The 22,447-nt window shown below is 62.9% G+C and carries 15 protein-coding genes and 2 pseudogenes; 5 read left to right on the forward strand and 12 right to left on the reverse strand.

From position 1 onward, the window contains the following. The first annotated feature begins 5 nt into the window (after nucleotides 1–5). Together parC and REH34_RS18285 are read left to right on the forward strand one after the other, a co-directional pair. Nucleotides 6–2,270, forward strand: a complete 2,265-nt coding sequence (gene parC / locus REH34_RS18280) for a DNA topoisomerase IV subunit A (RefSeq protein WP_311968696.1) — start codon at nucleotides 6–8, stop codon at nucleotides 2,268–2,270. Nucleotides 2,271–2,442: 172 nt separating this feature from the next. Then, nucleotides 2,443–3,147 carry a PqiC family protein gene (locus tag REH34_RS18285; protein WP_311968697.1) on the forward strand — a complete coding sequence of 235 codons (705 nt, stop codon included), beginning with the start codon at nucleotides 2,443–2,445 and terminating at the stop codon, nucleotides 3,145–3,147. A gap of 217 nt (nucleotides 3,148–3,364) precedes the next feature. Here REH34_RS18285 and REH34_RS18290 read toward each other — a convergent pair whose 3' ends face one another. Then, nucleotides 3,365–4,912: an AhpA/YtjB family protein gene (locus REH34_RS18290; RefSeq protein WP_311968698.1), complete on the reverse strand. Its 1,548-nt coding sequence runs from the start codon at nucleotides 4,910–4,912 to the stop codon at nucleotides 3,365–3,367. 313 nt (nucleotides 4,913–5,225) lie between these two features. Between REH34_RS18290 and serB the strand changes: the two are divergent. Then, a pseudogene (gene serB, locus REH34_RS18295) lies at nucleotides 5,226–5,969 on the forward strand (phosphoserine phosphatase SerB); the annotation flags it as partial. Between the two features lie 160 nt (nucleotides 5,970–6,129). Here the strand turns inward: serB and betA are convergent. From betA to REH34_RS18325, 6 genes are all read right to left on the reverse strand, one after another. Then, the gene (gene betA / locus REH34_RS18300) at nucleotides 6,130–7,842 is read right to left on the reverse strand and encodes a choline dehydrogenase (RefSeq protein WP_311968699.1); all 1,713 of its coding nucleotides are present in this window, start codon (nucleotides 7,840–7,842) and stop codon (nucleotides 6,130–6,132) included. A 143-nt stretch (nucleotides 7,843–7,985) separates the two neighbouring features. Then, complete coding sequence (gene betB / locus REH34_RS18305; protein ID WP_311968700.1) at nucleotides 7,986–9,458, reverse strand: betaine-aldehyde dehydrogenase; 1,473 nt, start codon at nucleotides 9,456–9,458, stop codon at nucleotides 7,986–7,988. Between the two features lie 95 nt (nucleotides 9,459–9,553). Next, nucleotides 9,554–10,156, reverse strand: coding sequence for a transcriptional regulator BetI (gene betI / locus REH34_RS18310; RefSeq protein WP_226504277.1), 603 nt, complete (start codon nucleotides 10,154–10,156; stop codon nucleotides 9,554–9,556). Nucleotides 10,157–10,456: 300 nt separating this feature from the next. Beyond that, the gene (choV, locus tag REH34_RS18315; protein ID WP_226504278.1) at nucleotides 10,457–11,638 is read right to left on the reverse strand and encodes a choline ABC transporter ATP-binding protein; all 1,182 of its coding nucleotides are present in this window, start codon (nucleotides 11,636–11,638) and stop codon (nucleotides 10,457–10,459) included. Next, on the reverse strand, nucleotides 11,635–12,483 hold the full coding sequence (gene choW / locus REH34_RS18320; RefSeq protein ID WP_226504279.1) for a choline ABC transporter permease subunit: 849 nt from the start codon (nucleotides 12,481–12,483) through the stop codon (nucleotides 11,635–11,637). Before choW ends, choV begins: the two co-directional genes overlap by 4 nt. A 66-nt stretch (nucleotides 12,484–12,549) precedes the next feature. Next, the gene (locus REH34_RS18325) at nucleotides 12,550–13,497 is read right to left on the reverse strand and encodes a choline ABC transporter substrate-binding protein (protein ID WP_226504280.1); all 948 of its coding nucleotides are present in this window, start codon (nucleotides 13,495–13,497) and stop codon (nucleotides 12,550–12,552) included. A gap of 441 nt (nucleotides 13,498–13,938) precedes the next feature. Between REH34_RS18325 and REH34_RS18330 the strand changes: the two genes are divergently transcribed. Together REH34_RS18330 and REH34_RS18335 are read left to right on the forward strand one after the other, a co-directional pair. After that, nucleotides 13,939–15,315: an L-serine ammonia-lyase gene (locus REH34_RS18330; protein WP_311968701.1), complete on the forward strand. Its 1,377-nt coding sequence runs from the start codon at nucleotides 13,939–13,941 to the stop codon at nucleotides 15,313–15,315. A 528-nt stretch (nucleotides 15,316–15,843) separates the two neighbouring features. Then, nucleotides 15,844–16,947 (forward strand): GlxA family transcriptional regulator, encoded by a 1,104-nt coding sequence (locus REH34_RS18335; protein ID WP_311968702.1) that lies wholly within the window; start codon nucleotides 15,844–15,846, stop codon nucleotides 16,945–16,947. A 120-nt stretch (nucleotides 16,948–17,067) separates the two neighbouring features. Here the strand turns inward: REH34_RS18335 and REH34_RS18340 are convergent, their stop codons facing one another. The 5 genes and pseudogenes from REH34_RS18340 to REH34_RS18360 all read right to left on the reverse strand — a co-directional run. Then, nucleotides 17,068–17,328, reverse strand: a complete 261-nt coding sequence (locus REH34_RS18340; RefSeq protein WP_226504283.1) for a hypothetical protein — start codon at nucleotides 17,326–17,328, stop codon at nucleotides 17,068–17,070. 280 nt (nucleotides 17,329–17,608) lie between these two features. Further along, nucleotides 17,609–17,860, reverse strand: coding sequence for a hypothetical protein (locus REH34_RS18345; protein ID WP_311968703.1), 252 nt, complete (start codon nucleotides 17,858–17,860; stop codon nucleotides 17,609–17,611). A gap of 249 nt (nucleotides 17,861–18,109) precedes the next feature. After that, nucleotides 18,110–19,534: an efflux transporter outer membrane subunit gene (locus tag REH34_RS18350; protein WP_311968704.1), complete on the reverse strand. Its 1,425-nt coding sequence runs from the start codon at nucleotides 19,532–19,534 to the stop codon at nucleotides 18,110–18,112. Further along, the gene (locus tag REH34_RS18355; RefSeq protein ID WP_311968705.1) at nucleotides 19,518–20,684 is read right to left on the reverse strand and encodes an efflux RND transporter periplasmic adaptor subunit; all 1,167 of its coding nucleotides are present in this window, start codon (nucleotides 20,682–20,684) and stop codon (nucleotides 19,518–19,520) included. Before REH34_RS18355 ends, REH34_RS18350 begins: the two co-directional genes overlap by 17 nt. Next, nucleotides 20,674–22,341 (reverse strand): annotated as a pseudogene (locus tag REH34_RS18360) (efflux RND transporter permease subunit); the annotation flags it as partial. The pseudogene REH34_RS18360 and the gene REH34_RS18355, both read right to left, overlap by 11 nt. Nucleotides 22,342–22,447: the final 106 nt, after the last annotated feature.

Genomic DNA, 22,447 nt, shown 5'->3' on the forward strand with positions numbered 1-22,447 from the left:
CCCGCATGAGCGACTCCCTTGATCTCAGCCTGGACGGTGTAGAACGCCGGTCGCTGGCTGACTTCACCGAACAGGCCTACCTCAACTACTCCATGTACGTGATCATGGACCGCGCCCTGCCTCATATCGGCGATGGCCTCAAGCCGGTGCAAAGGCGCATCGTCTACGCCATGAGCGAGTTGGGGCTGGACGCCGATGCCAAGCACAAGAAATCCGCCCGTACCGTGGGTGATGTGCTGGGTAAATTCCACCCCCACGGCGACTCTGCCTGTTACGAAGCCATGGTGTTGATGGCGCAGCCGTTCAGCTATCGCTACACCCTGGTCGACGGCCAGGGCAACTGGGGTGCGCCGGACGATCCCAAGTCGTTCGCCGCCATGCGCTATACCGAGGCGCGGCTGTCGCGTTATTCCGAAGTTCTGCTCAGCGAGCTGGGCCAGGGCACCGCGACCTGGGGGCCGAACTTTGACGGCACCTTGCAGGAGCCGCTGGTGCTGCCGGCGCGCCTGCCCAACATCTTGCTCAACGGCACCACCGGTATTGCCGTGGGCATGGCCACCGACGTACCGCCGCACAACCTGCGCGAAGTGGCTGCGGCCTGCGTGCGCCTGCTCGATGAGCCCAAGGCCACCGTCGCGCAACTGTGCGAGCACATCCAGGGCCCGGATTATCCGACCGAAGCGGAAATCATCACCCCGCGTGCCGACCTGCTGAAGATCTACGAGACCGGCCGTGGCTCGGTGCGCATGCGCGCCGTGTATCACGTCGAGGACGGCGACATCATCGTCACCGCCTTGCCGCATCAGGTCTCCGGCGCCAAAGTGCTCGAGCAGATCGCCGCGCTGATGCAGGCCAAGCCCTCCAAGCTGCCGCAAGTGGCCGACCTGCGTGACGAGTCGGACCACGAGAACCCGTGCCGTATCGTCATCATTCCGGTCAATAGCCGCGTCGACCATGAAGTGCTGATGCAGCATCTGTTCGCCAGCACCGAGCTCGAATCCAGCTACCGGGTCAACGTCAATATCATCGGCCTCGACGGCAAGCCGCAACTCAAGAACCTGCGAGCCTTGTTGCTGGAATGGCTGGAGTTCCGCGTCGAAACCGTGCGCCGACGCCTGCGTTTTCGCCTCGACAAGGTTGAAAAGCGCCTGCACCTGTTGGACGGTTTGCTGATCGCCTACCTCAACCTCGACGAAGTGATCCACATCATTCGTACCGAGGAGCATCCGCGGGCCAAGCTGATCGAACGCTTTGCCCTCAGCGAGGTGCAGGCCGACTACATCCTCGATACCCGCCTGCGACAACTGGCGCGCCTCGAAGAAATGAAGCTGCGTGCCGAGCAGGATGAACTGCGCAAGGAGCAGGCCAAGTTGCAGGCCTTGCTGGGCAGCGAAGCCAAGCTCAAGAAGCTGGTGCGCAGCGAGATCATCAAGGACGCCGAAACCTACGGCGACGAACGTCGTTCGCCGATCGTCGAGCGTGCCGAAGCCAAGGCCCTGTCGGAAAACGAGCTGTTGCCCAACGAGAAAGTCACCGTGGTGCTTTCGGAAAAAGGCTGGGTGCGCTCGGCCAAAGGACACGACATCGACGCGACGGGGCTGTCCTACAAAGCCGGCGATGGCTTCAAGGTCGCGGCAGCGGGGCGTTCCAACCAGTTTGCGGTGTTCATCGACACCACCGGGCGCAGCTACTCGGTACCGGCGCACACCTTGCCGTCGGCCCGGGGCCAGGGCGAGCCGCTGACAGGGCGCCTGACGCCACCGCCGGGGGCGAGCTTCGAATGCGTGCTGATGCCGGAGGACGATGCGTTGTACGTGGTGGCCTCCGACGCCGGCTATGGCTTTGTGGTCAAGGGCGAAGACCTGCAGGCCAAGAACAAGGCCGGCAAGGCGCTGCTCAGCCTGCCCAATGGGGCCAAGGTGATGGCGCCACGACCGGTGCTCGACCGCGAGCAGGATTATCTGGCCGCCGTCACGACGGAAGGTCGCCTGCTGGTGTTCAAGGTCAGCGACCTGCCACAACTCGGTAAAGGAAAGGGCAACAAGATCATTGGCGTGCCCGGTGATCGGGTGGCCAGTCGTGAAGAATACGTCACCGATCTGGCGGTGCTCGGCGAGGGTTCGACCCTTGTATTGCAGGCCGGCAAGCGTACTCTATCGCTCAAGGCCGACGATCTGGAGCACTACAAGGGCGAGCGTGGGCGGCGTGGCAACAAGCTGCCGCGGGGCTTCCAGCGGGTCGACGCGTTGTTGGTCGAAAACGCTGGTTAACGTTCGGTACTCGGGCCGATCATGTCCATTCGGTCAGATCGGCAGAGAAGCACTGGAGTCACGGCGAATATTCGCGGATGATATGGCCCCTTGAGGTGTCGGCGTGGCCGAGCACCCAGACGAATTTCGACAGTATCACTGCGGCAAGCCTTGAGGCGGCCGCCTGGATGGGATGATGACTTTTCTGCGCCTTCCGCTCGTTCTATTGCTGACTGGTGTGCTTGGCCTGGCGGGTTGCAGCGTGCATCAGCCGGTGGCGTTGTATCAACTCGATAGCGGCAATCCGGGGCAGCCAAAGGCGACCAGCGGTATGTCGGTGCTGCTCGGGCCGGTGTCGGTGGCCGATTACCTGCAACGTGAAACCCTGTTGCAGCGCCATAAGGACGGCAGCCTCACGGCTTCCACCGATGGTCGCTGGGCCGGCAGCCTGGCCTCGGATATCGATCAGTTGCTGGTGCGCCAACTGGCCTGGCGGCTCGACAGCCCTAAGGTGATGCTGGCGCCGAAGCCGGCCAATTTCAGCCCGGATGCCCAGGTTTTGCTCTCCATCACCCGTCTGGATTCGGGCGATGGCCAGCCAGCGGTGCTGGACGCGCAATGGCGGGTGCTCGATCGCCGTGGCCTGGTGCGTGACAACCGCATTGTCCATCTGGAAGAAAAGCACACCGATGGCACCGCCGCGCAGGTGCAGGCCCAGGGCGTATTGTTGCAGCGTCTGGCCGAGCAATTGACTGCAGCGGTCAAGCCGTTGGCCAATCAGCCGGCGCTGGCGCAGGAGCCGCGCAAGGCAGCCCCTGAACCCGCTGCCCGGGAAGACAAACCGAAGATGCCGCTGGCGACGCCGATTCGTACCGATATGGAAATCTATCGGTTCTGATAAAAGCACCGCTCACAAAAAACCCGCATTGCAGAATGCGGGTTTTTTTGTACTGGTCGGCGTGTCAGGGCTGGCCTGTTCGCGAGCAAGCTTTGCTCCCACAGTGTCGTATCCAACTGAGCCGTACAACTGGGAGAGCAAGCTTTACTCCTACAGTGTCGTACTCACCTGCGTCGTACACCTGTGGGAGCATGGCTTGCCCGCGAAGCTTTTGATCTTAGCCTTTGACCCTGCGATCACTCATGCGCGCCAACTGACGTTCCAGCATCGATGGATAAGGCTCCAGCAACCGCTCCACGCACGACGCACCTTCGGGGCTGGCGATCGGGCGGATCCGCGCGCGCTGCTTGATCAACGCGTTGTCGTTGATGCTGCGCTCCACCAGCAGCAGATTGCGACTGTGCTGGGACAACGCCAGGGCATCCTGAGCGGTGTCGGTCAGCAGCAGGTCGATCTGGCTGATCCCGAACAAGCCTTCACCCAGCACCAGGCCCAGCTGCAGTTGCAGGGTGATGCCGCTGTCCGCCACTTCGATCTGCAACTGATGCCCCAGGGCACGCAGCAGCTCGCCGCAACAGATGGCATTGGTCAGGTAATCTTCGCCGCTGTCATCGCTATGGAACAGCAGCAACGAGCTGCCATCGCTCAACGTGTGTAGCTCGGCCTGATACAGCGATGCAGCCTGATCCAGGCAGTCGCGATAACGGTCCAGCAACTCCAGCAAGCGCGTGCGCGGCAGGCGGCGCAGCTGCTCTTGCGAGCCCAGTTGCACCGCCAGTACCGCACTGTGGGAGGGCTGCGAGGGCGCCGCGGGTGCCTGCACGGTCTTTATCGCCGGCAGCGGGGCATGGCTCGTCTCGTTGAAATTCGGCTCGTGCAGATCGGCGAAGGCGTCATCGTCCTCGTCGTCTTCCACCGCGCTGATGCGCCGCGGTGCGGCCTTGCCGGCAGCGGGCACGGCGGCCATTTCGTCGAAGCGCGGATCGCGCAGGTTGCGCAATTGATAGGCGTCCTGCGGCTCTTCGTCTTCATCTTCTTCGTAGATTTCTTCTACGTATTCAGGCTCGGCCGGCTCCGGGGCGTACTGCGCGTGCAATTGCCGGGCGAGGTCGCCGATCTCGTCCTGGCGGGTAATGGCCGGGGTGTGTTCGTCGATATGGCGCAGCCACACGCGCAGTTGCAGCAGCGGCGTCGACAGATTGCGCCCCAGGCGCAGACTGAACGCCAGGGCCAGGGCCAGCAGGATACCGGCCAGGATGCCCATGCTCTGCAGGCTGATCAGCATTGGCTGCATGAACTGCGACATGTCGAGGCTGACACGCAAGGTGCCTTCGTTGACGTTCTGGAAGGTGATCTTGGTCTCGTACTGGCCGCCCGAGGCGTCCAGCAACCCGCTTTTCGGCCGTTGCCCGGATTCCGCCACCAGGCGGTTATCGGCGCTGAAGATGGCCGCGTGGGCTACCAGCGGGTTTTTCGCCAAGGTGCTGAGCAGCACGTTGAGGCTGAGGATGTCGTTGGACACCAGCAACTCGGTGGCCGAGACAGCCGTCTGCTGTACCAGACTGTTGCCCAGCGCGTCGGCTTGCTCGTGCATGGCCTGCTTGAACTGCAACCCCATCACGCAGGCATAGATAATCAAGGCCACGGCGACCAGGAAAACGTTATGGCTGGCGATGCGCAGGGCGATCGGTGCGCGGCGGTGACGCAGGGCCCGAAAGATCAGCAGGAAGAAATTATCGTTTTTGACTGGCGTGGGCCGGTTCACTGAGCGCGGCTCTTTTGGCTGAGAAGTTGTTGCGCAGTATAACGAGCGACCCATGGGTGGCAAAGCGCTGCCTGCACCCGATGGTCACTGAAAGTAGGTAGAATGCGATTTTTTTACTCTCTGGGGGTGCGCCTTGAGCGAAAAGCAACAGATCATTACCCTGATGGGCCGCCAATTGCCATCGGCGGTCATCGCTCGTGTGGTCGAGTTGGCTCAGCAGGCGGGCTTGCGGCTGGAGAGCACCAAAACGCTTTCGGCGCCCCTGTTGCAGGCTTCGGCGACCAGCAAAGCCTGTGTCGAGTTGACCCTGCATGGCGAGCTGGCCGATGCGCCGGCCCTGCGCGCGGCGTTCCTGGCGCTGGCCGATGAGCTGAGCGTCGATATCGCCCTGCAGCAAGACTCACCCTATCGCTGCCACCGGCGCCTGGCCGTGTTCGACATGGACTCGACGCTGATCGAGGCCGAGGTCATCGATGAACTGGCCAAGGCTCACGGCATTGGCGATCGCGTCTCTGAGATCACCGAGCGAGCGATGCGCGGCGAGCTGGATTTCAAGGCCAGCTTTCGCGAGCGCCTGGCGCTGCTCAAAGGTCTCGATATCGGTGTGCTGGATGCCATCGGCGCGCAGCTACGCCTGACCGAAGGCACCGAGCTGCTGTTCGCCGAACTCAAGCGCCTGGGCTACAAGACCGCGATTCTGTCGGGCGGGTTTACCTACTTCGCCAAGCAGTTGCAGGCGAAGCTGGGGATTGATTACGTGTTCGCCAACGAGCTCGAAGTGGTCGACGGGCAATGCACCGGTGTCGCGGTGGAGCCGATCGTCGATGCACAGCGCAAGGCCGATTTGCTGCAGGAATTGGCGGCGAAGGAAGGTCTGACGCTGGAGCAGACAGTGGCCGTGGGCGACGGCGCCAACGACCTGCCGATGCTGGCGCTGGCGGGCCTGGGCGTGGCGTTCCGGGCCAAACCGCTGGTACGCCAGTCGGCCCAGCAGGCGATCTCGACCTTGGGCCTGGATGGCGTGCTCTATCTGTTGGGCCAGCCGGATCGCACATAACACCCTGTAGCGCTGGGCCTGCCAGTGATAGCGGCAGTGTGTCAGTCAGGGCCTCTTCGCGAGCAAGCTATGCTCCCACCGTGTTGTACTCACCGGAGTCGAGCACTAGTGGGAGCAAAGCTTGCTCGCGAACGGGGCCAGCCACGGCCCCCCATGATTGTCAGGCAGAAGCCTGAGTAATCACCGCCACATCGCGCAGTGGCTTGCCGCGCACCGGGGCATCCCCGGCCACATAGTAGTCAGCCGTACTGCGGGGCAGTGGCGCGCGTCCGCGAATCATGTCGGCGATCTTCTCGGCGATCATGATGGTCGGGGCATTCAGGTTGCCGGTGGTGATGATCGGCATGATCGACGCATCGACCACGCGCAGACCCTGCATCCCGTGCACGCGGCCTTGATGGTCGACCACCGCCATCTCGTCGGTGCCCATCTTGCACGAGCACGACGGGTGGAACGCGGTCTCGGCATGCTCGCGAATGAACTGATTCAGTTGCTCATCCGACTGCACTTCCACGCCAGGGCTGATCTCGCGGCCGCGGTAAGCGTCCAGCGCGGGCTGCTGCATGATTTCGCGGGTCAGGCGGATGCCGTCACGGAATTCCTGCCAGTCCTGCTCGGTGGCCATGTAGTTGAAAAGAATGCTCGGATAGTCCCGCGGATTCTTCGACTTCAGCTGCACCCGGCCGCGGCTCGGCGAGCGCATCGAACCGACGTGAGCCTGGAAACCATGCTCCTTGACGCCATTGCTGCCGTTGTAATTGATCGCCACCGGAAGGAAGTGATACTGGATGTTCGGCCATTCGAACTCCGGCCGCGAACGGATGAAACCGCCGGCCTCGAACTGGTTGCTGGCGCCGATGCCGGTGCCGTTGAACATCCACTCGGCGCCGATGGCCGGCTGGTTATGCAGCAGCAACGAGGGATACAGCGACACCGGTTGGGTGCAGGCGTATTGCAGATACATCTCCAGGTGATCCTGCAGGTTCTGGCCGACGCCAGGCAGGTCGTGCACCACGGGAATATCCAACGCTTCGAGCAGTGCGGCCGGGCCGACGCCGGAGCGCTGGAGCACCTGTGGCGAGGCGATGGCGCCGCTGCACAGCAGCACTTCCTTGCGGGCGCGGGCTTCGATGCGCTTGTCGCTGTCGCCTTCCAGATAGGTCACGCCCACGGCGCGCTTGCCGTCGAACAGAATCCGATCGGTCAGGGCGTGGGTGACGATGGTCAGGGTCGAACGCTGCTTGGCAATGTCCAGGTAACCGCGCGCGGTGCTGGCGCGACGGCCGTTGGGCGTCACCGTGCGGTCCATCGGGCCGAAGCCTTCCTGCTGGTAGCCGTTGAGGTCTTCGGTGCGCGGATAACCGGCTTGCACGCCGGCCTCGACCATGGCGTGGAACAACGGATTGTTGCCGGCCTTGGGGGTGGTCACGCTGACCGGGCCGTCGCCGCCGTGGTAATCATTGGGGCCGATGTCGCGGGTTTCGGCTTTCTTGAAGTAGGGCAGGCAGTCCAGGTACGACCAGTCTTCGAGGCCTGGCAGTTTCGCCCAGCCGTCGTAGTCCATGGCGTTGCCGCGGATATAGCACATGCCGTTGATCAAGGAGGAACCGCCCAGGCCCTTGCCGCGCCCGCATTCCATGCGACGGTTGTCCATGTGCGGCTCGGGGTCGGTCTCGTAGGCCCAGTTGTAGCGACGGCCCTGCAGTGGGAAGGCGAGGGCGGCGGGCATCTGGGTGCGGAAGTCGAGGCGGTAGTCAGGGCCGCCGGCTTCAAGCAGCAGCACGGTGACGCCGGCGTCTTCGGTCAGGCGCGCGGCCAGGGTGTTACCGGCCGAGCCGGCGCCAATGATGATGTAATCGAATTCTTGGGACATGGGATGTTCCCTCTTGGTGAGTCAGGTTTAAGCGCGGTGCTCTCAGGGGCCTCTTCGCGAGCAAGCTTCGCTCCCACAGGAGCGAGGCTTGCCTGCGAAGAGGCCAGCCCGGTCACCGCACCTCTATCGGCAAGCTACGGTGTTCAGAACACCGACGCGTAATCGCCCAGCTCGACCTGCACGGACTTGATGCGGGTGTACTGCGCCAACGAGCTGATGCCGTTCTCGCGGCCCACGCCGGACTGCTTGTAGCCGCCCACCGGCATCTTCGCGTCGGATTCGCCCCAGGCGTTGATCCAGCAGATACCGGCTTCGAGCTGATGAATCACGCGGTGCGCGCGGTTCAGGTCCTTGGTCACCAGGCCGGCGGCCAGACCGAACTCGGTGTCGTTGGCGCGGCGGATCACTTCTTCCTCACTTTCATAGGTGAGGATGCTCATCACCGGGCCGAAGATTTCTTCGCGCACGATGGTCATCTCGTCGGTGCAATCGGTGAACACCGTGGGCGCCACATAGGCCCCCTCAGCGAAGGCGTCGTCAGTCAGGCGATCGCCGCCGCACAGCAGCCGTGCGCCTTGTTCCTTGCCCTTGGCGATGTAGCCGAGCACGCTTTCCATGTGGGCGAAGCTGACCAGCGGGCCGAAGTTGGTGTTCTCATCCTGTGGGTCACCAATGCGAATACGCTTCACGCGCTCGGCAATCTTGGCTTCGAAGGCGCCTTGCAACGCCTTGGGCACGAACACGCGAGTACCGTTGGTGCACACCTGACCCGAGCTGTAGAAGTTGGCCATCATGGCGATGTCGGCGGCGCGGTCGAGGTCGGCGTCGTCGAAAATGATCAGCGGGCTCTTGCCGCCCAGCTCCATGGTCACTTCCTTGAGCGAACTGCTCGAGGCGCTGGCCATGACTTTCTTGCCGGTGTCGGTGCCGCCGGTGAAGGAGATCTTCTCGATGCGCGGGTGCTCGGTCAGCCAGCTGCCGACTTCGCGGCCGCTGCCGGTCAGCACGTTGAACACGCCATCGGGCAGGCCGGCGGCGGTGTAGATTTCCGCCAGCTTGAGGGTGGTCAGCGAGGTGACTTCGCTGGGCTTGAAGATCATCGCGTTGCCGGCGGCCAGAGCGGGTGCGGATTTCCACAGGGCGATCTGGATCGGGTAGTTCCAGGCGCCGATGCCGACGGTCACGCCCAGCGGCTCGCGGCGGGTATAGACGAACGAGCTGTCGCGCAGCGGGATCTGCTCGCCTTCGATGGCAGGCACCAGGCCGGCGTAATACTCCAGCACGTCGGCACCGGTGACGATGTCGACATAACGGGTTTCGGAGTAGGCCTTGCCGGTATCGAGGGTTTCGAGCTGGGCGAGTTCGTCGTTGCGTTCACGAAGGATATCGACGGCGCGACGCAGGATGCGCGAACGCTCCATGGCGGTCATGGCGGCCCAGACCTTCTGGCCTTTCTCGGCGCTGACCACGGCGCGTTCGACGTCCGCTTCGGTCGCGCGCTGGACCTTGGCGAGGACTTCCCCGGTGGCCGGGTTGATGGCGTCGAAAGTGGCGCTGCCGCTGGCGTCGACGTAACCACCATCGATGTAGAGTTTTTGCAGTTCGAAACGGGCCATAAAATCCTCGCTAAAGCTGAGTGAGTGGCGCTATCCCCCTGGGCCGCGGCCCATTCCGGCAGCCTGGCTGCCGGGAGGTCCAGGAGGCAGGGTCGTCATGCGCCCGTGCCCACCTGTTTCGCCAATTGCGTATCCATGTATTCGAAGGCGATCTGCTGCGCCTGCTCGGTGTCGAAGGCATCCCCCGACAGCGCGCCGCGCAACCACAGACCGTCGATCAAAGCGGCCAGTCCGCGGGCGGCGCTGCGTGCGTCTTCAAGCACGAGCACGCGGCGGAACTGGCAGCACAGGTTGGAATACAGGCGGTGGTCGTTGATCCGCTGCAACCTGTGCAATGACGGTTGATGCATGCTGGCGGCCCAGAAGGCCAGCCAGGTTTTCATTGCCGGGCCGTTGACCTGACTGGCGTCGAAGTTGCCTTCGATGATCAGTTGCAGGTGCGCCCTGGGCGAGTCGTCGACCAGCGCTTGGCGGCGGGCGGCGACGTTTTCGATGAGCGCGTTCATCAGGTACCGCATGGTCGCTGCGATCAGGCCGTTCTTGTCCTGAAAGTAGTGACTGATGATCCCGTTCGAGACCCCCGCCAAGCGGGCGATCAACGCAATGCTGGCATCGGCCATGCCGACCTGATCGACGGCCTGAAGCGTGGCTTCGATCAATTGCTGGCGGCGTATGGGCTGCATACCGACCTTTGGCATCTGTAACTCTCCTTAAGCCTTGGGCCCTGCCGCGGACGTGATACGTCCGTCGAAACCAAGACCAGTGTATTTTATTTAGATTGAACGTTCAATCAATAAAAAATCGGGCGCAAAATCGAGGTGCTTTATATCACCCCGCCGCCGGGCTGGTCTGTGTGGCGTGAATCTGAAATTGCCAGAGTATGAAGATGAGATTCGCGTCGCTCCCTTCGCGGGCAAGCCTTAGTCCCACAGAAGCGAGTCATACACCTGTGGGAGCGAGGCTTGCCTGCGAAAGGGCCGGTGTGACCAATGCAAGACTCAGCCGTGATTCTTGCCCAGCAACGCGTGATACAACTCGCTGTCGCCCAGAATCCCCACCACTTGGTTGTTGTCCTGCAGCACCAGCTTGTGGCCAGTCTGGTAGCGGATCTGCAGGGCATCGCGCATGCTGATGTCGGCGCTGACCACGGTAGGGCGGCGGTCCAGGCCATCGAAGCCCTGGCCGCTGGCCCAGTTCTGCGAATCCATTGTCGCGCCGCCCTGGCTGATGCCTGCGAAGCTGTTGTCGCTGCCCAGGTTGATCCACGAATCGCTGCCCGGATCGAGGCACACCTTGGCGCCGTTGATGCGGTTGCACTGGTCCAGCGTGCGCATCAGGCTGCGCCCGCACAGCACATTGAGCGGGTTGGTGTGAGCGACGAAGGTGCGCACGTATTCGTCGGCCGGGTTGAGCACGATCTCTTCCGGCACGCTGTACTGCACGATGCGCCCGTCTTTCATGATGGCGATACGCGAACCCAGTTTGAGGGCTTCGTCGAGGTCGTGGCTGACGAACACAATGGTCTTCTGCAGTTTGCTCTGCAGCGCCAGCAGTTCGTCCTGCAGGCCTTGGCGGATCAGCGGATCGAGGGCCGAGAAGGGTTCATCCATCAGCAAGATATCGGCATCCATGGCCAGCGCCCGGGCCAGGCCGACACGCTGCTGCATGCCGCCGGACAGCTCGTCGGGCTTCTTGTTGCGCCACTGCCCAAGGCCTACGAGTTCGAGTTTTTCGTCGACCAGCTTGTTGCGTTCCTTCTCCGGGCGACCCTGCATCTCGAGGCCGAAGCTGATGTTCTCGCGCACCGTCAGCCACGGCATCAGGGCGAATTTCTGGAACACCATGGCGATACGCTTGGTGCGCATCAGCTTGAGTTCGGCCGGGGTGCAGTTGGCGATGTTGATCTGCGAGCCTTCGTGCTCGACGAACAGCGAGCCGCGGCTCACGGTATTGAGGCCGTTGATGCAACGCAGCAGGCTCGACTTGCCCGAGCCGGACAGCCCCATCAGCACGCAGATTTCGCCTTTTTCGACTTCGAGGCTGGCCTTTTCGACGCCGACGATCTGGCCGATCTTCTTCAGGATCTGGTCGCGGGTCATGCCTTGATCGAGCAGCTTCAGGGCTTCACGCGGGTCCTTGGAGAAGATGACGTCTACGTTGTCGAATTTGATGATGCTCATTGGTCGGCCCTCACCTTGGCGTCAGGTTGCTTGCAGATACGGTCGAGCATGATCGCCAGTAATACGATCGCCAGCCCGGCTTCGAAGCCCAGGGCGATATCAGCGGTGTTCAGAGCGTTGACCACGGGTTTGCCCAGGCCGTCGGCACCGACGAGGGCGGCGACCACCACCATCGACAGCGACAGCATGATGCATTGAGTGATGCCTGCCGCGATGCTGGGCATGGCGTGGGGCAGTTCGATACGCGACAGCAACTGGCGGCGCGAGCAGCCGAAGGCCTTGCCGGCGTCGAGCAGTTCATGGGGCACGTCGAGGATGCCCAGATAGGTCAGGCGGATCGGTGCGGCGATGGCGAACACCACCGTTGAAATCAGCCCCGGCACGACGCCCAGGCCGAACAGCGTCAGGGTAGGGATCAGGTACACGAAGGTCGGTACGGTCTGCATCAGATCGAGCACCGGCCGCATCACGGTATAGAACATCGGTTTGTGCGCGGCGATGATGCCCAGCGGCACGCCGATGATGACGCACACGAGCGTGGCGAATACCACCTGAGACAGGGTCTCCATGGTCTCTTGCCAGTAGCCCAGGTTGAGAATGAGCAGGAATGAGGCGACGACGAAAACGGTCAGGCCCCATTTGCGCTGGATGAAATGCGCCAGTGCCGCGATCAATGCCGTGAGGACCAGCGGGTTGAACCACGTGAGGCCAAAAGTGAGGCCGTGGATCATGCCTTCGAGGGTGGAGGAAATGGCGTCGAAGGTGCTAGCGCCGTGGCGGGTCAACCAGTCGACGAATGCCGCGATGTATTCGCCGAGTGGGAGTTTATGATCTGTCAGCAACATAGTGAATGTCCGCATGCAGGGGAATCGGAGCAGGGCCGGGCGGCCAGCGCCGCCCGGTCGTTGCGATTACTTCGTGAGCTGAGCCTTGGCGGCCTCCAGGCCTGGTTTGCCATCAACGGTGGTCACGCCGGCAAGCCAGGTGTCGAGCACTTGCGGGTTGTTCTTCAGCCAGGCCTTGGCGGCCACGTCCGGCTTCATCTTGTCGTCGAGCACATTGCCCATCAGCGAGCTTTCCATCGTCAGCGTGAAGCTGAGGTTTTTCAGCAGTTGCCCAACGTTGCTGCACTCCTGGGTGTAACCCTTGCGCACGTTGGTGTAGATGGTGGCCTGGCCGAAGTTCGGGCCGAAGTAGTCGTCGCCACCGGTCAGGTACTTCATCTTGAAGCGGGTGTTCATCGGGTGCGGTTCCCAGCCCAGGAACACCACGTCGGTGTTGCGACGCTCGGCGCGGTCGACCTGCGAGAGCATGCCGGCTTCGCTCGACTCGACCACCTTGAACCCTGCATCTTTCAGGCCGAAAGCGTTTTTATCGATCATGCTCTGGATCAGGCGGTTGCCGTCGTTGCCGGGCTCGATGCCGTAGATCTTGCCGTCGAGCTCTTTCTTGAATTTGACGATGTCGGCGAAGTCATGCAGGCCCTTGTCGTACAGCGCCTGAGGCACGGCCAGGGTGTACTTGGCGTTCTCCAGGTTGGCGCGCACGGTTTCCACGGTGCCGGCATCGCGATAAGGCTTGATGTCGTTTTCCATGGTCGGCATCCAGTTACCCAGGAACACGTCCATGTTCTTGCCATCGGCCAGCGACTTGTAGGTCACGGGTACGGAGATCATGGTGGTCTTGGTCTTGTAGCCCAAGGACTGCAGCACGGCGCTGGTGACCGCGGTGGTGACGGTAATGTCGGTCCAGCCGACATCCGAGAAATTGACCGTGCCGCATTGCGCAGGCTCTGCGGCGTGGGCCATCACGGGTAGACACAGCATGGCGGCCAACAACAGCGAGGGTGAACCTTTCATGGGTGAGCTCCTGAGGTGTTTTCTCGTCGACCCCCTGGCGAGGGTCGCTTGTAGGTGTTGCGGCTGACGGGCGGCGCTGGGGTCTGCAAACGCTCTGGCCGAGTGCCTGACAATCGAATCTGTATTGATCATGCCCCCGTCGATAATCAATCGCCTACAGGGGGCGTCGTATCCAGTACAGAGCGAGTCGTATCCAGTATCGATGACGTCGCTTACAGATTTTCGAGCCCCGCAAATCAAGCAAAAGTGTCGGATGGGCCCCTGAAAACGGCCTCTGCCGCGCACTGACGTTGATGGGCAAGCGTTTGTCGGTTGCAGACGCTGCGCCCCGCCGCAAAAGCCCGATGATGCCAGGCAATCGGCGGATTGCTTCTCCATCCTAGCAGCTCCGCCCCCCGGCACCCGGAGTTTGACGGGGCTCAGCCTCAGGAGTTCGCGGCAATGGCTATCAGTGTGTTCGACTTGTTCAAGATCGGTATCGGGCCTTCCAGCTCGCACACCGTCGGCCCCATGCGGGCCGCTGCCTTGTTCGTCCAGGGGCTGCGTGAGCGCGACGAGCTCAACCATGTGCGGCGCGTCGAAGTACGTCTGTATGGCTCGCTGTCGGCCACCGGTATCGGCCATGGCAGCGACAACGCCGTGGTCATGGGCCTGATGGGCGAGTGGCCCGATGCAATCGACCCTGCCTGCATCAGCCTGCGCATCGCCAGCCTGCGCGAGACCGACACGCTGATGCTCAACGGCCAGCTGCCGATCCCGTTCGTGTGGCAGCGCGACATGCTGTTGCTGGACGAAAACCTGCCCTACCACCCCAACGCCATGACCCTGATCGCCGAAGGCGAGCAGGGCGAGCTGCACCGCGACACTTACTATTCAGTGGGCGGCGGCTTTGTGGTGGATGCGGCGCAGGCGGCCAGCGGCGTGCTGGATGCCGACAACACCGTGCTGCCTTATGACTTCAACAGCGCGGTTGAGCTGTTGGAATTATGCGAGCGGCATCAGTTGCGGATTTCCGAATTGATGATGGCCAACGAGAAGGTCTGGCGTCACGAAGCAGAAATCCGCGCCGGGCTGATGAAGCTTTGGCATGCCATGCAGGCTTGCGTCGAACAGGGCCTGTTGCACGAGGGCATCCTGCCGGGCGGCCTGAATGTGCGTCGGCGTGCGGCCAAGCTGCACCGCAGCCTGCTGGAACTGAACAAGCCCAACGTGATCGGCTCGACCCTGAGCGCCATGGAGTGGGTCAACCTGTTCGCCCTGGCGGTCAACGAAGAAAACGCCGCCGGCGGGCGCATGGTCACCGCGCCCACCAACGGCGCGGCGGGGATCATTCCAGCGGTGCTGCATTACTACATGAAGTTCAGCGACGAGGTCAGCGAGGCCAACGTGGTGGACTTCTTCCTCGGCGCGGCGGCAGTGGGCATTCTGTGCAAGAAGAACGCCTCGATCTCGGGCGCCGAAGTCGGCTGCCAGGGCGAGGTCGGCTCGGCCTGCGCCATGGCGGCGGCCGGGCTGGCGGAGATTCTGGGCGCCACCCCGGCGCAGGTCGAGAATGCCGCGGAAATCGGCCTGGAACACAACCTCGGACTGACCTGCGACCCGGTCGGCGGGTTGGTGCAGGTGCCGTGCATCGAGCGCAACGCGATCGCTGCGGTCAAGGCCATCAACGCCGCGCAGATGGCCTTGCGTGGCGATGGCCAGCATTTTATTTCGCTCGATCGGGTGATCCGCACCATGCGCGATACCGGGGCGGATATGCACTCCAAATACAAGGAAACATCGCGCGGTGGATTGGCAGTGAATACGATCGAGTGTTGATTCACATCTGTATCGCATGGGATGCCCTTTCGCGGGAAAGCCTCGCTCCCACAGTTCGGCCCAAGACCGTCCAACGCTGTGGGAGCAAGGTCGCGCGTTCGGCGGCAAAGAGGCCGGCCCTGCCTGTCGACTGACCCGCCGCCACATTAATGCTCACTTCGCACCCGCCGCGCCACGTTTTGGCGCGCCTTCCCTGATGGCCTGGTGATGCCAACGACCCTCACATGCTCGCTACCGGCGTAGCGTGCTTGCGGGAACACTTCTTTCATCTTCGGGCCTGCGTCTTGCACAGCGTTGCTACCGAAGTGCTCAGAGACCGCGACCCGCCGTGGCGTTGCCCGTCCTCACGCGCCACTTCCCAAGACCGACCTAGACGCATTGCGACGTCGTTTTCAGGTTTTATTGAATAGCCATTCAATTTACGGCATGGCATTTGCGTTGTGTTCGTCATGCCCATCAGCGTCACCGATGGCAAGAACAAGAGCCCACGCCTGGGGCCACCCTATAGCTACGTGAGGAGATACCGCGATGACGTCTTTTACTTCAGGGGCCCAACCCCAGACCCGCACGCCTCAATCCATCGGCTTTCTGCTGCTGGATAATTTCACGCTGATTTCCCTGGCCTCCGCAGTCGAGCCCCTGCGCATGGCCAACCAGCTGTCGGGTCGCGAGCTGTATCGTTGGGTCACCCTGAGCGTCGACGGTAACCAGGTATGGGCCAGCGATGGCCTGCAGATCACCCCCGATGCCGCCATGCACAAGGCGCCGGCACTCGACACCGTCATCGTCTGCGGTGGCGTTGGCATCCAGCGCACCGTTACCCGTGAACATGTGTCGTGGCTGCAGAGCCAGGCCCGCCAGTCACGCCGCCTTGGCGCGGTGTGCACCGGCAGCTGGGCGCTGGCCTGCGCCGGCCTGCTCGATGGTTTTGATTGCAGCGTGCACTGGGAATGCCTGGCCTCGATGCAGGAAGCCTTCCCGCGTGTGGCCATGAGCACGCGTCTGTTCACCCTCGACCGCAACCGCTTCACCAGCTCGGGCGGCACCGCGCCGCTGGACATGATGCTGCACCTGATCAGCCGCGATCATGGCCGTGAATTATCGGCGGCCATCTCGGAGATGTTCGTCTATGAGCGCATCCGCAACGAACAGGATCACCAGCGCGTGCCCCTCAAGCACATGCTCGGCACCAACCAGCCCAAATTGCAGGAAATCGTCGCGTTGATGGAAGCCAACCTCGAGGAGCCTATCGACCTCGATGAGCTGGCGGTTTATGTCGCCGTGTCGCGTCGGCAGTTGGAGCGGTTGTTCCAGAAGTACCTGCATTGTTCGCCGTCACGCTACTACCTCAAGCTGCGGTTGATTCGTGCGCGGCAACTGCTCAAGCAGACGCCGATGTCGATCATCGAAGTGGCGTCGGTGTGCGGGTTTGTCTCCACGCCGCACTTCTCCAAGTGCTACCGCGAGTACTTCGGCATTCCGCCGCGCGATGAGCGCGTAGGGTCGAATAACTCCCAGCAAGTGGCGATGATCCCGATTCCGCAGTCCATGGTGTTGGCGCCGTTGTCCGGGCCGTTGTCGGCCTTGAGTCAGGCGCGTAATGAATCGACGTTTGCCAGCGTACGGCTGTAACGCGTCGCCCGACTTTCGGGCCTCTTCGCGGGCAAGCCTTGCTCCCACACGGGCGGTGTGATGAACACCTGTGGGAGCAAGGCTTGCCCGCGAAGAGGCCGGCCCTGACAAATCAGTGCCTCAGGCCGTAGCCTTCTTGAACTGCGCCAATGCCGGCAGCAACTGCTTGTCGATCGCCTCGCGCACCGCTGGCAAGATCGTTGCGCTGCCGGTCAGGATCTCCTCCACCATCTTGCGCAACGCCTTGAACCGCGCTTCATCCAGTCCCCTCACCGCACACTGACACGCCTGTTCGGCAGTGGCGCCGGGCGGTGTTTCGAAACCCAGCGCCCTGAGGTGGCTGAGCAGGTCTTCCTGGTCAATCAAATCCGCGTGCATCATGGCGCTTGTCCTTTATGGCAGAAGGGAGGATTGATCGGATTCTGGTTGCAGGCGCGCAGCTGGGCAAGTCCCGAGTGACGGCTTGGCAGGGATAGCTAACAGCGTGTCGTTTTTGGACGCGAGGGACGCTTGCTGAATCGGCACACTGCACCCGGCCAGGATGGCGCCTGGGGTTTGGTCACCTTCCAGGCAATGGTTGGTCGCTAACGAAAAACCCCGGTGTTGCGCACGGCTTTACCGGGGATTTTTCTGTTGCAAGCTGACTCGATGCAAACGCTCGCTACGCCCTCAGCGCCATAGCTTTCAGCTTAGTGGCCCCCTGTCCGATCTCAGCATTCAAGATGCTGCATTGCTCCTCGGCCAGATATTGCACGACTGCTGCCAAGTCCTTCGCGACATGTCCCTTCCCGGTAGATAGATCATCCTGAATAGCCCGACCCAAAGCTGACAGCCACCGCAGACACTCGTGGCTGGCCCGCATTGTATCGAGGGATTCGCTGGCTATTTTTTGTACAGTTACTGGCGTATTCATTGGCGAGCCTCCTGCACCACAGGGTTGGCAAGATCGCCCTGGCGGGAAACACTAGGCGCCAAACAGCAAATGCGGGGAATACGGATTTCAAGCGGCTTGGTACGGATCATTTATGTAGCTCCTGTTGTTGAGGAACTATTGTTTTTTCGGGTCGCCAAACCCGTTCGCTGATGTGCAGCGACCTCGGCACGATACCGGGCATCACCGGCGCTCGCAACAGCAATACCAGGGACGAAAGGACCGGGCCTGCTAGCCCTTGGGCACCTGCCACCCCCCTCCCAATGCCACCACCAACCCCACGCTGGCCTCGACCTGCCGCGTCTCCAGACTCTGCAACTGCCGCTGCGCCAACAACGCCGCCGTCTGCGCGGTCACCACTTCCAGATAGCTCGCCGCTCCCGCCTGATAGCTGCTCATCGCAATCTGTTCCGAGGCATTAGCGGCATCCACCGCAGCCTTCTCGTCCACCGCTTCGCGCTGCAAATCACGCAACTGGCCGAGGTTGTCCTCGACCTCGCGCACGGCGTGCAGCACCTTGCTGTGATACTGCGCGGCGGCTTCGTCAAACTCGGCTTTTGCCTGGCGATCCGCCGCGCTGCGCCGGCCGCCATCGAACAGCGGCAGATTCAGCACCGGACCGATCGCCCAATAGCGATTGGCGGCGCTGAGCAGATTGCCGACGCCCTGGGTTTGCCCGCCGATCAACCCGCTGAGGCTGAAATCCGGATACCACGCCGCCCGCGCCACACCGATATTGGCGTTGGCAGCGAACACTCGGCGCTCGGCTGCGGCCACATCCGGGCGACGTTGCAGCAGGCGGCTCGGCAACTGCGCCGGTAACTCAGGTATGGCCATCAGCGGCTGGTCGGCCGCCAGGGAGAACTCGCTCGGCAATTGACCCACCAGCTCGGCAATCGCATGCTCGGCGAGATTGCGCTGCGCACGGACATCATCCAGCTGTGATTGGGCTTCGGCCAGTTGGCTCTGGGCACGTGTGAGGTCCAGCTCGGAGGAGATCTTGCCTTCGTAGCGATCCTTGGTCAGCTGCAGCGCCTGGCTGTAATCGTCGAGCGAGTGGCTCAGCGTCCCGGCTTGGGCATCCAGGCCGCGAGCCTGCACGTAGAGCGTGGCCAGTTGCTGTTGCAGGCTCAATTGCGCGGCGGCCAGGTCGTCACCGCTGGCCTGCGCCTGGGCATCACCGGCGGCGACCTGGTTGCGGATGCGCCCCCACAGGTCGAGGTCGAAATTCAGGCTGACGGTAGCCGTATTGCTGTTGTACACCGACGGCTGAGTATCACCGCGCAACGGTCGGTTATCCGATTGACGCTGGCGCACGGGGGATGCCGAAGCGCCGATCTGCGGCCACAGCCCGCCATGCAAACCGCTGGCATAGGCGGTGGCGGCATCGAAGTGCGCCACGGCGGCGGCCAGGTCCGGGTTGGCCTTGAGCAACTGCTGTTGCAGGCTGTTCAAGCGCTCATCGTGGTACAGCTGCCACCACTGTGTCGGCAGTTGATCGTCGGCGGCGACAGCATGCCAGGGGCCGACCTGTTCGCCGTAGTGCTCGGGCAGCGCCACGCTCGGCGCCTTGTAGGTGGGCGCCAGCGAGCAGCCCTGCAGCGCGAGGGCCAACAGCAGGGCGGCAAAGCGTGCGCAATCAAGCCTTGGGCGCATGGGCAACTCCTGTCTCGGCCAGCTTCACGGGGTCGTTCTCGCGCAGGGCATCGGGCGGGTTGTCGACCACCCGGTCCTTGGTCGCCAGGCCTTGGTCGATCACCAAGCGCGCGCCGAGGTCCAGACCGATATGAATGTCGCGCATATGCACATGGTTGCTGGCATCCAGCACCGCCACCTGGGTGCCTTGGGCGCGGAAGATCAGCGCGCTGGACGGGATACTGACTGCGTGCAGATCGGCGGCGACCTTGACCGTGGTGTCGGCGTAGTCACCGGGCATCAGCGCGCCGTCCGGGTTGTCGGCGACGAATTGCGCCAGCAATGTGCCGGAGCGCGGGTCCACCGAAGTGGAGTCGCCCAGCAGGGTGGCGGTATAGGTCTTGCCGGGGTGTTCGGGCACCGTCAGCTGCACTTGCAGGCCGGGGTGCACGGCGCTGGCGTAGTTCTGCGGCACCGGAATGTACAGGCGCAGGCGGCGGGTGTCGGCGATGGTGAACAGGGATGTGGTCCCGCCGTCGTCGGCCTTGATCAACTGGCCGATGTCGGTGTTGCGCGCGGTGATGGTGCCGGTGAATGGCGCACGAATGGTCTTGTACGCTTCAAGGTCCTTGAGCCGAGCGTAATCGGCCTCGGCGGCTTGCACATCGGCCTTGGCCACGGCGGCGCTGGAGACTTTTTCGTCCACCTCTTGTTGCGACACCGAATGGGTGTCGAGCAGATGCTGCCAGCGTTGCGCGGTGCTGCCGGCCAGTTGCGCACTGGCCTTTTGTTGCAGCAGGTGCGCATAGGCCTGGGCCATCTGCTGGTCGAGTTCGGGGCTGTCGATATCGGCCAGCACCTGGCCGGCCTGGACCTGGGTGCCGATGTCGGCTTTCCAGTCCTTGAGGTAGCCGCTCACCCGGGCGTTGATCGGCGCCATGTTCCAGGCCTGCAGATGCGCGGGCAGGCTCAGGGTGTCGCCTTGGGCATTGACGCTCGGGGCGAAGGTGCTGACCACCGGTATCGCCTGGCTTTCGGTCCAGGCCTGCACGGCGTGGGCATCGCGGCTGCGGGCCGAGAGGCCGACGCCGACCAGCACGGCTGCCAGGGTCAGGCCGCTGATGCCGGCCACCATCAAGCGTTTGCGCGAAGGGGTAGGGTTAGATGACATGAGCGGTTTCTCCAACGACAGCGCGAGGGGTTGAGCGACGGTGCGCCAGGCTGAACACCACGGGCACGAACAACAAAGTAGCGGTAGTGGCGAGGATCAGGCCGCCGATCACGGCGCGCCCCAGCGGTGCGTTCTGCTCTTGCGAAATGGCCAGCGGCAACATGCCGATGATCATCGCCAGCGCAGTCATGCACACCGGGCGAAAGCGCGTGTAGCCGGCCTCCATGGCGGCCTTGAGGGCGTCGCCGTGTTCGGCCAGGCGCTCGCGGCAGAAACTCACCACCAGGATCGAGTTCGCCGTGGCCACGCCCATGCACAGGATGGCCCCGGTGAGTGCCGGCACCGACAGCGAGGTACCGCTGAGGAACAGCATCCACACGATCCCGGCCAGCGCCGCCGGCAGGGCGGTGATGATCACGAACGGGTCGACCCATGACTGGAAGTTGATGACGATCAGCAAGTAGATCAGTACCACCGCCCCCAGCAGGCCGACGCTCAAACCGTTGAAGGCTTCATGCAGCGCGTCGATCTGCCCGTGCAGGCTGATGATCGCGCCTTTGGGCCGCAAGCTGGCGGTGTCGTCGATGGCCTGTTGAATGTCTTTGGCCACGCCGCCCAGATCGCGGCCTTGCACGTTGGCGTAGATGTCCAGCGTCGGGGTGACGTTGTAGTGGGTGATCACATCGGCGCTGTTGACCCGCTTCAAGGTGGCGATACCGCCGAGCACGGTGCTCTGGCCATTGCTGCCGGTGATCGGCAGGGACTCGAGCTCCGGCAGGGTGTCCATGCGGTACTGCGGGGTCGCGCCGACCACCGAGTACGACACGCCGTTGGCCGGATTCAGCCAGTAAGTCGGCGCGGTCTGCGAGGTGCCGGCCAGTGAGGCGCCGAGGCTGGTGGTCACGTCACGCTCGGTAATGCCTAGCTGGTTGGCGCGCTGACGGTCGACGTTGACCTGCAACGATGGGTAGCCCAGCGATTGCTGCAGGCGCAGGTCGGCTATACCGGACACATGCTCCAGGCGGCGTTGCAGCTCGGCGGCATACGCACGGTTGGCGGCGTCGTTGGGCCCAGAGATTTTCACGTCCAGCGGCGCCGGTGCACCGAAGTTGAGGATCTGGCTGCTGATATCTGCGGGCATGAAGGCGAAGCCGGTGCCAGGGAAGCTTTGCGGCAGCACTTCACGCAGGCGCTTGACGTAGTCGGCAGTCGGCGCATGGCCTGGCTTGAGCGACACCTGGATGTCACCGTCCTGCGGGCCGACCGTGCCGCTGGCGCTGTAGGCCATGTCGATACCGCTGAGTGGGATGCCGATATTGTCGATGACGGTGTCGAGCTGATCCGGCGGCACGACCTCGCGGATCTTCGATTCGATGCGATCGAAGGCCGCCGCGCTTTCTTCGATACGCGTACCCAACGGCAGGCGCACGTGCATGGCCATGGCGCCGGCATCGGTGTTGGGGAAGAAGTCTTCACCCAGGCTCGGCAACAGCAGGAAGCTGGCCAATATGCAGGCCAGGAAGCCGATCAGGAAGCGCTTGCGGTTGCCCAGGGCCAGCAACAGCAGGCCATGATAGGCATCGCGCAGCGCCGAGAAGCCGCGCTCGAAACCGGCCTGGAAGCGGATCAGGCCGCTGACCACAGCGTTGCGGCGAGGGTGTGAGGTGGCAGTGAGATCGCTTTCGCGAGCAAGCTTTGCTCCCACAGTGTCCACCGCTCCAGCGTCGTGCGCTTGGGATCTTGAAGTGTCCACCGCTCCAGCG

Source organism: Pseudomonas baltica (assembly GCF_031880315.1).
Lineage (GTDB): Bacteria > Pseudomonadota > Gammaproteobacteria > Pseudomonadales > Pseudomonadaceae > Aquipseudomonas.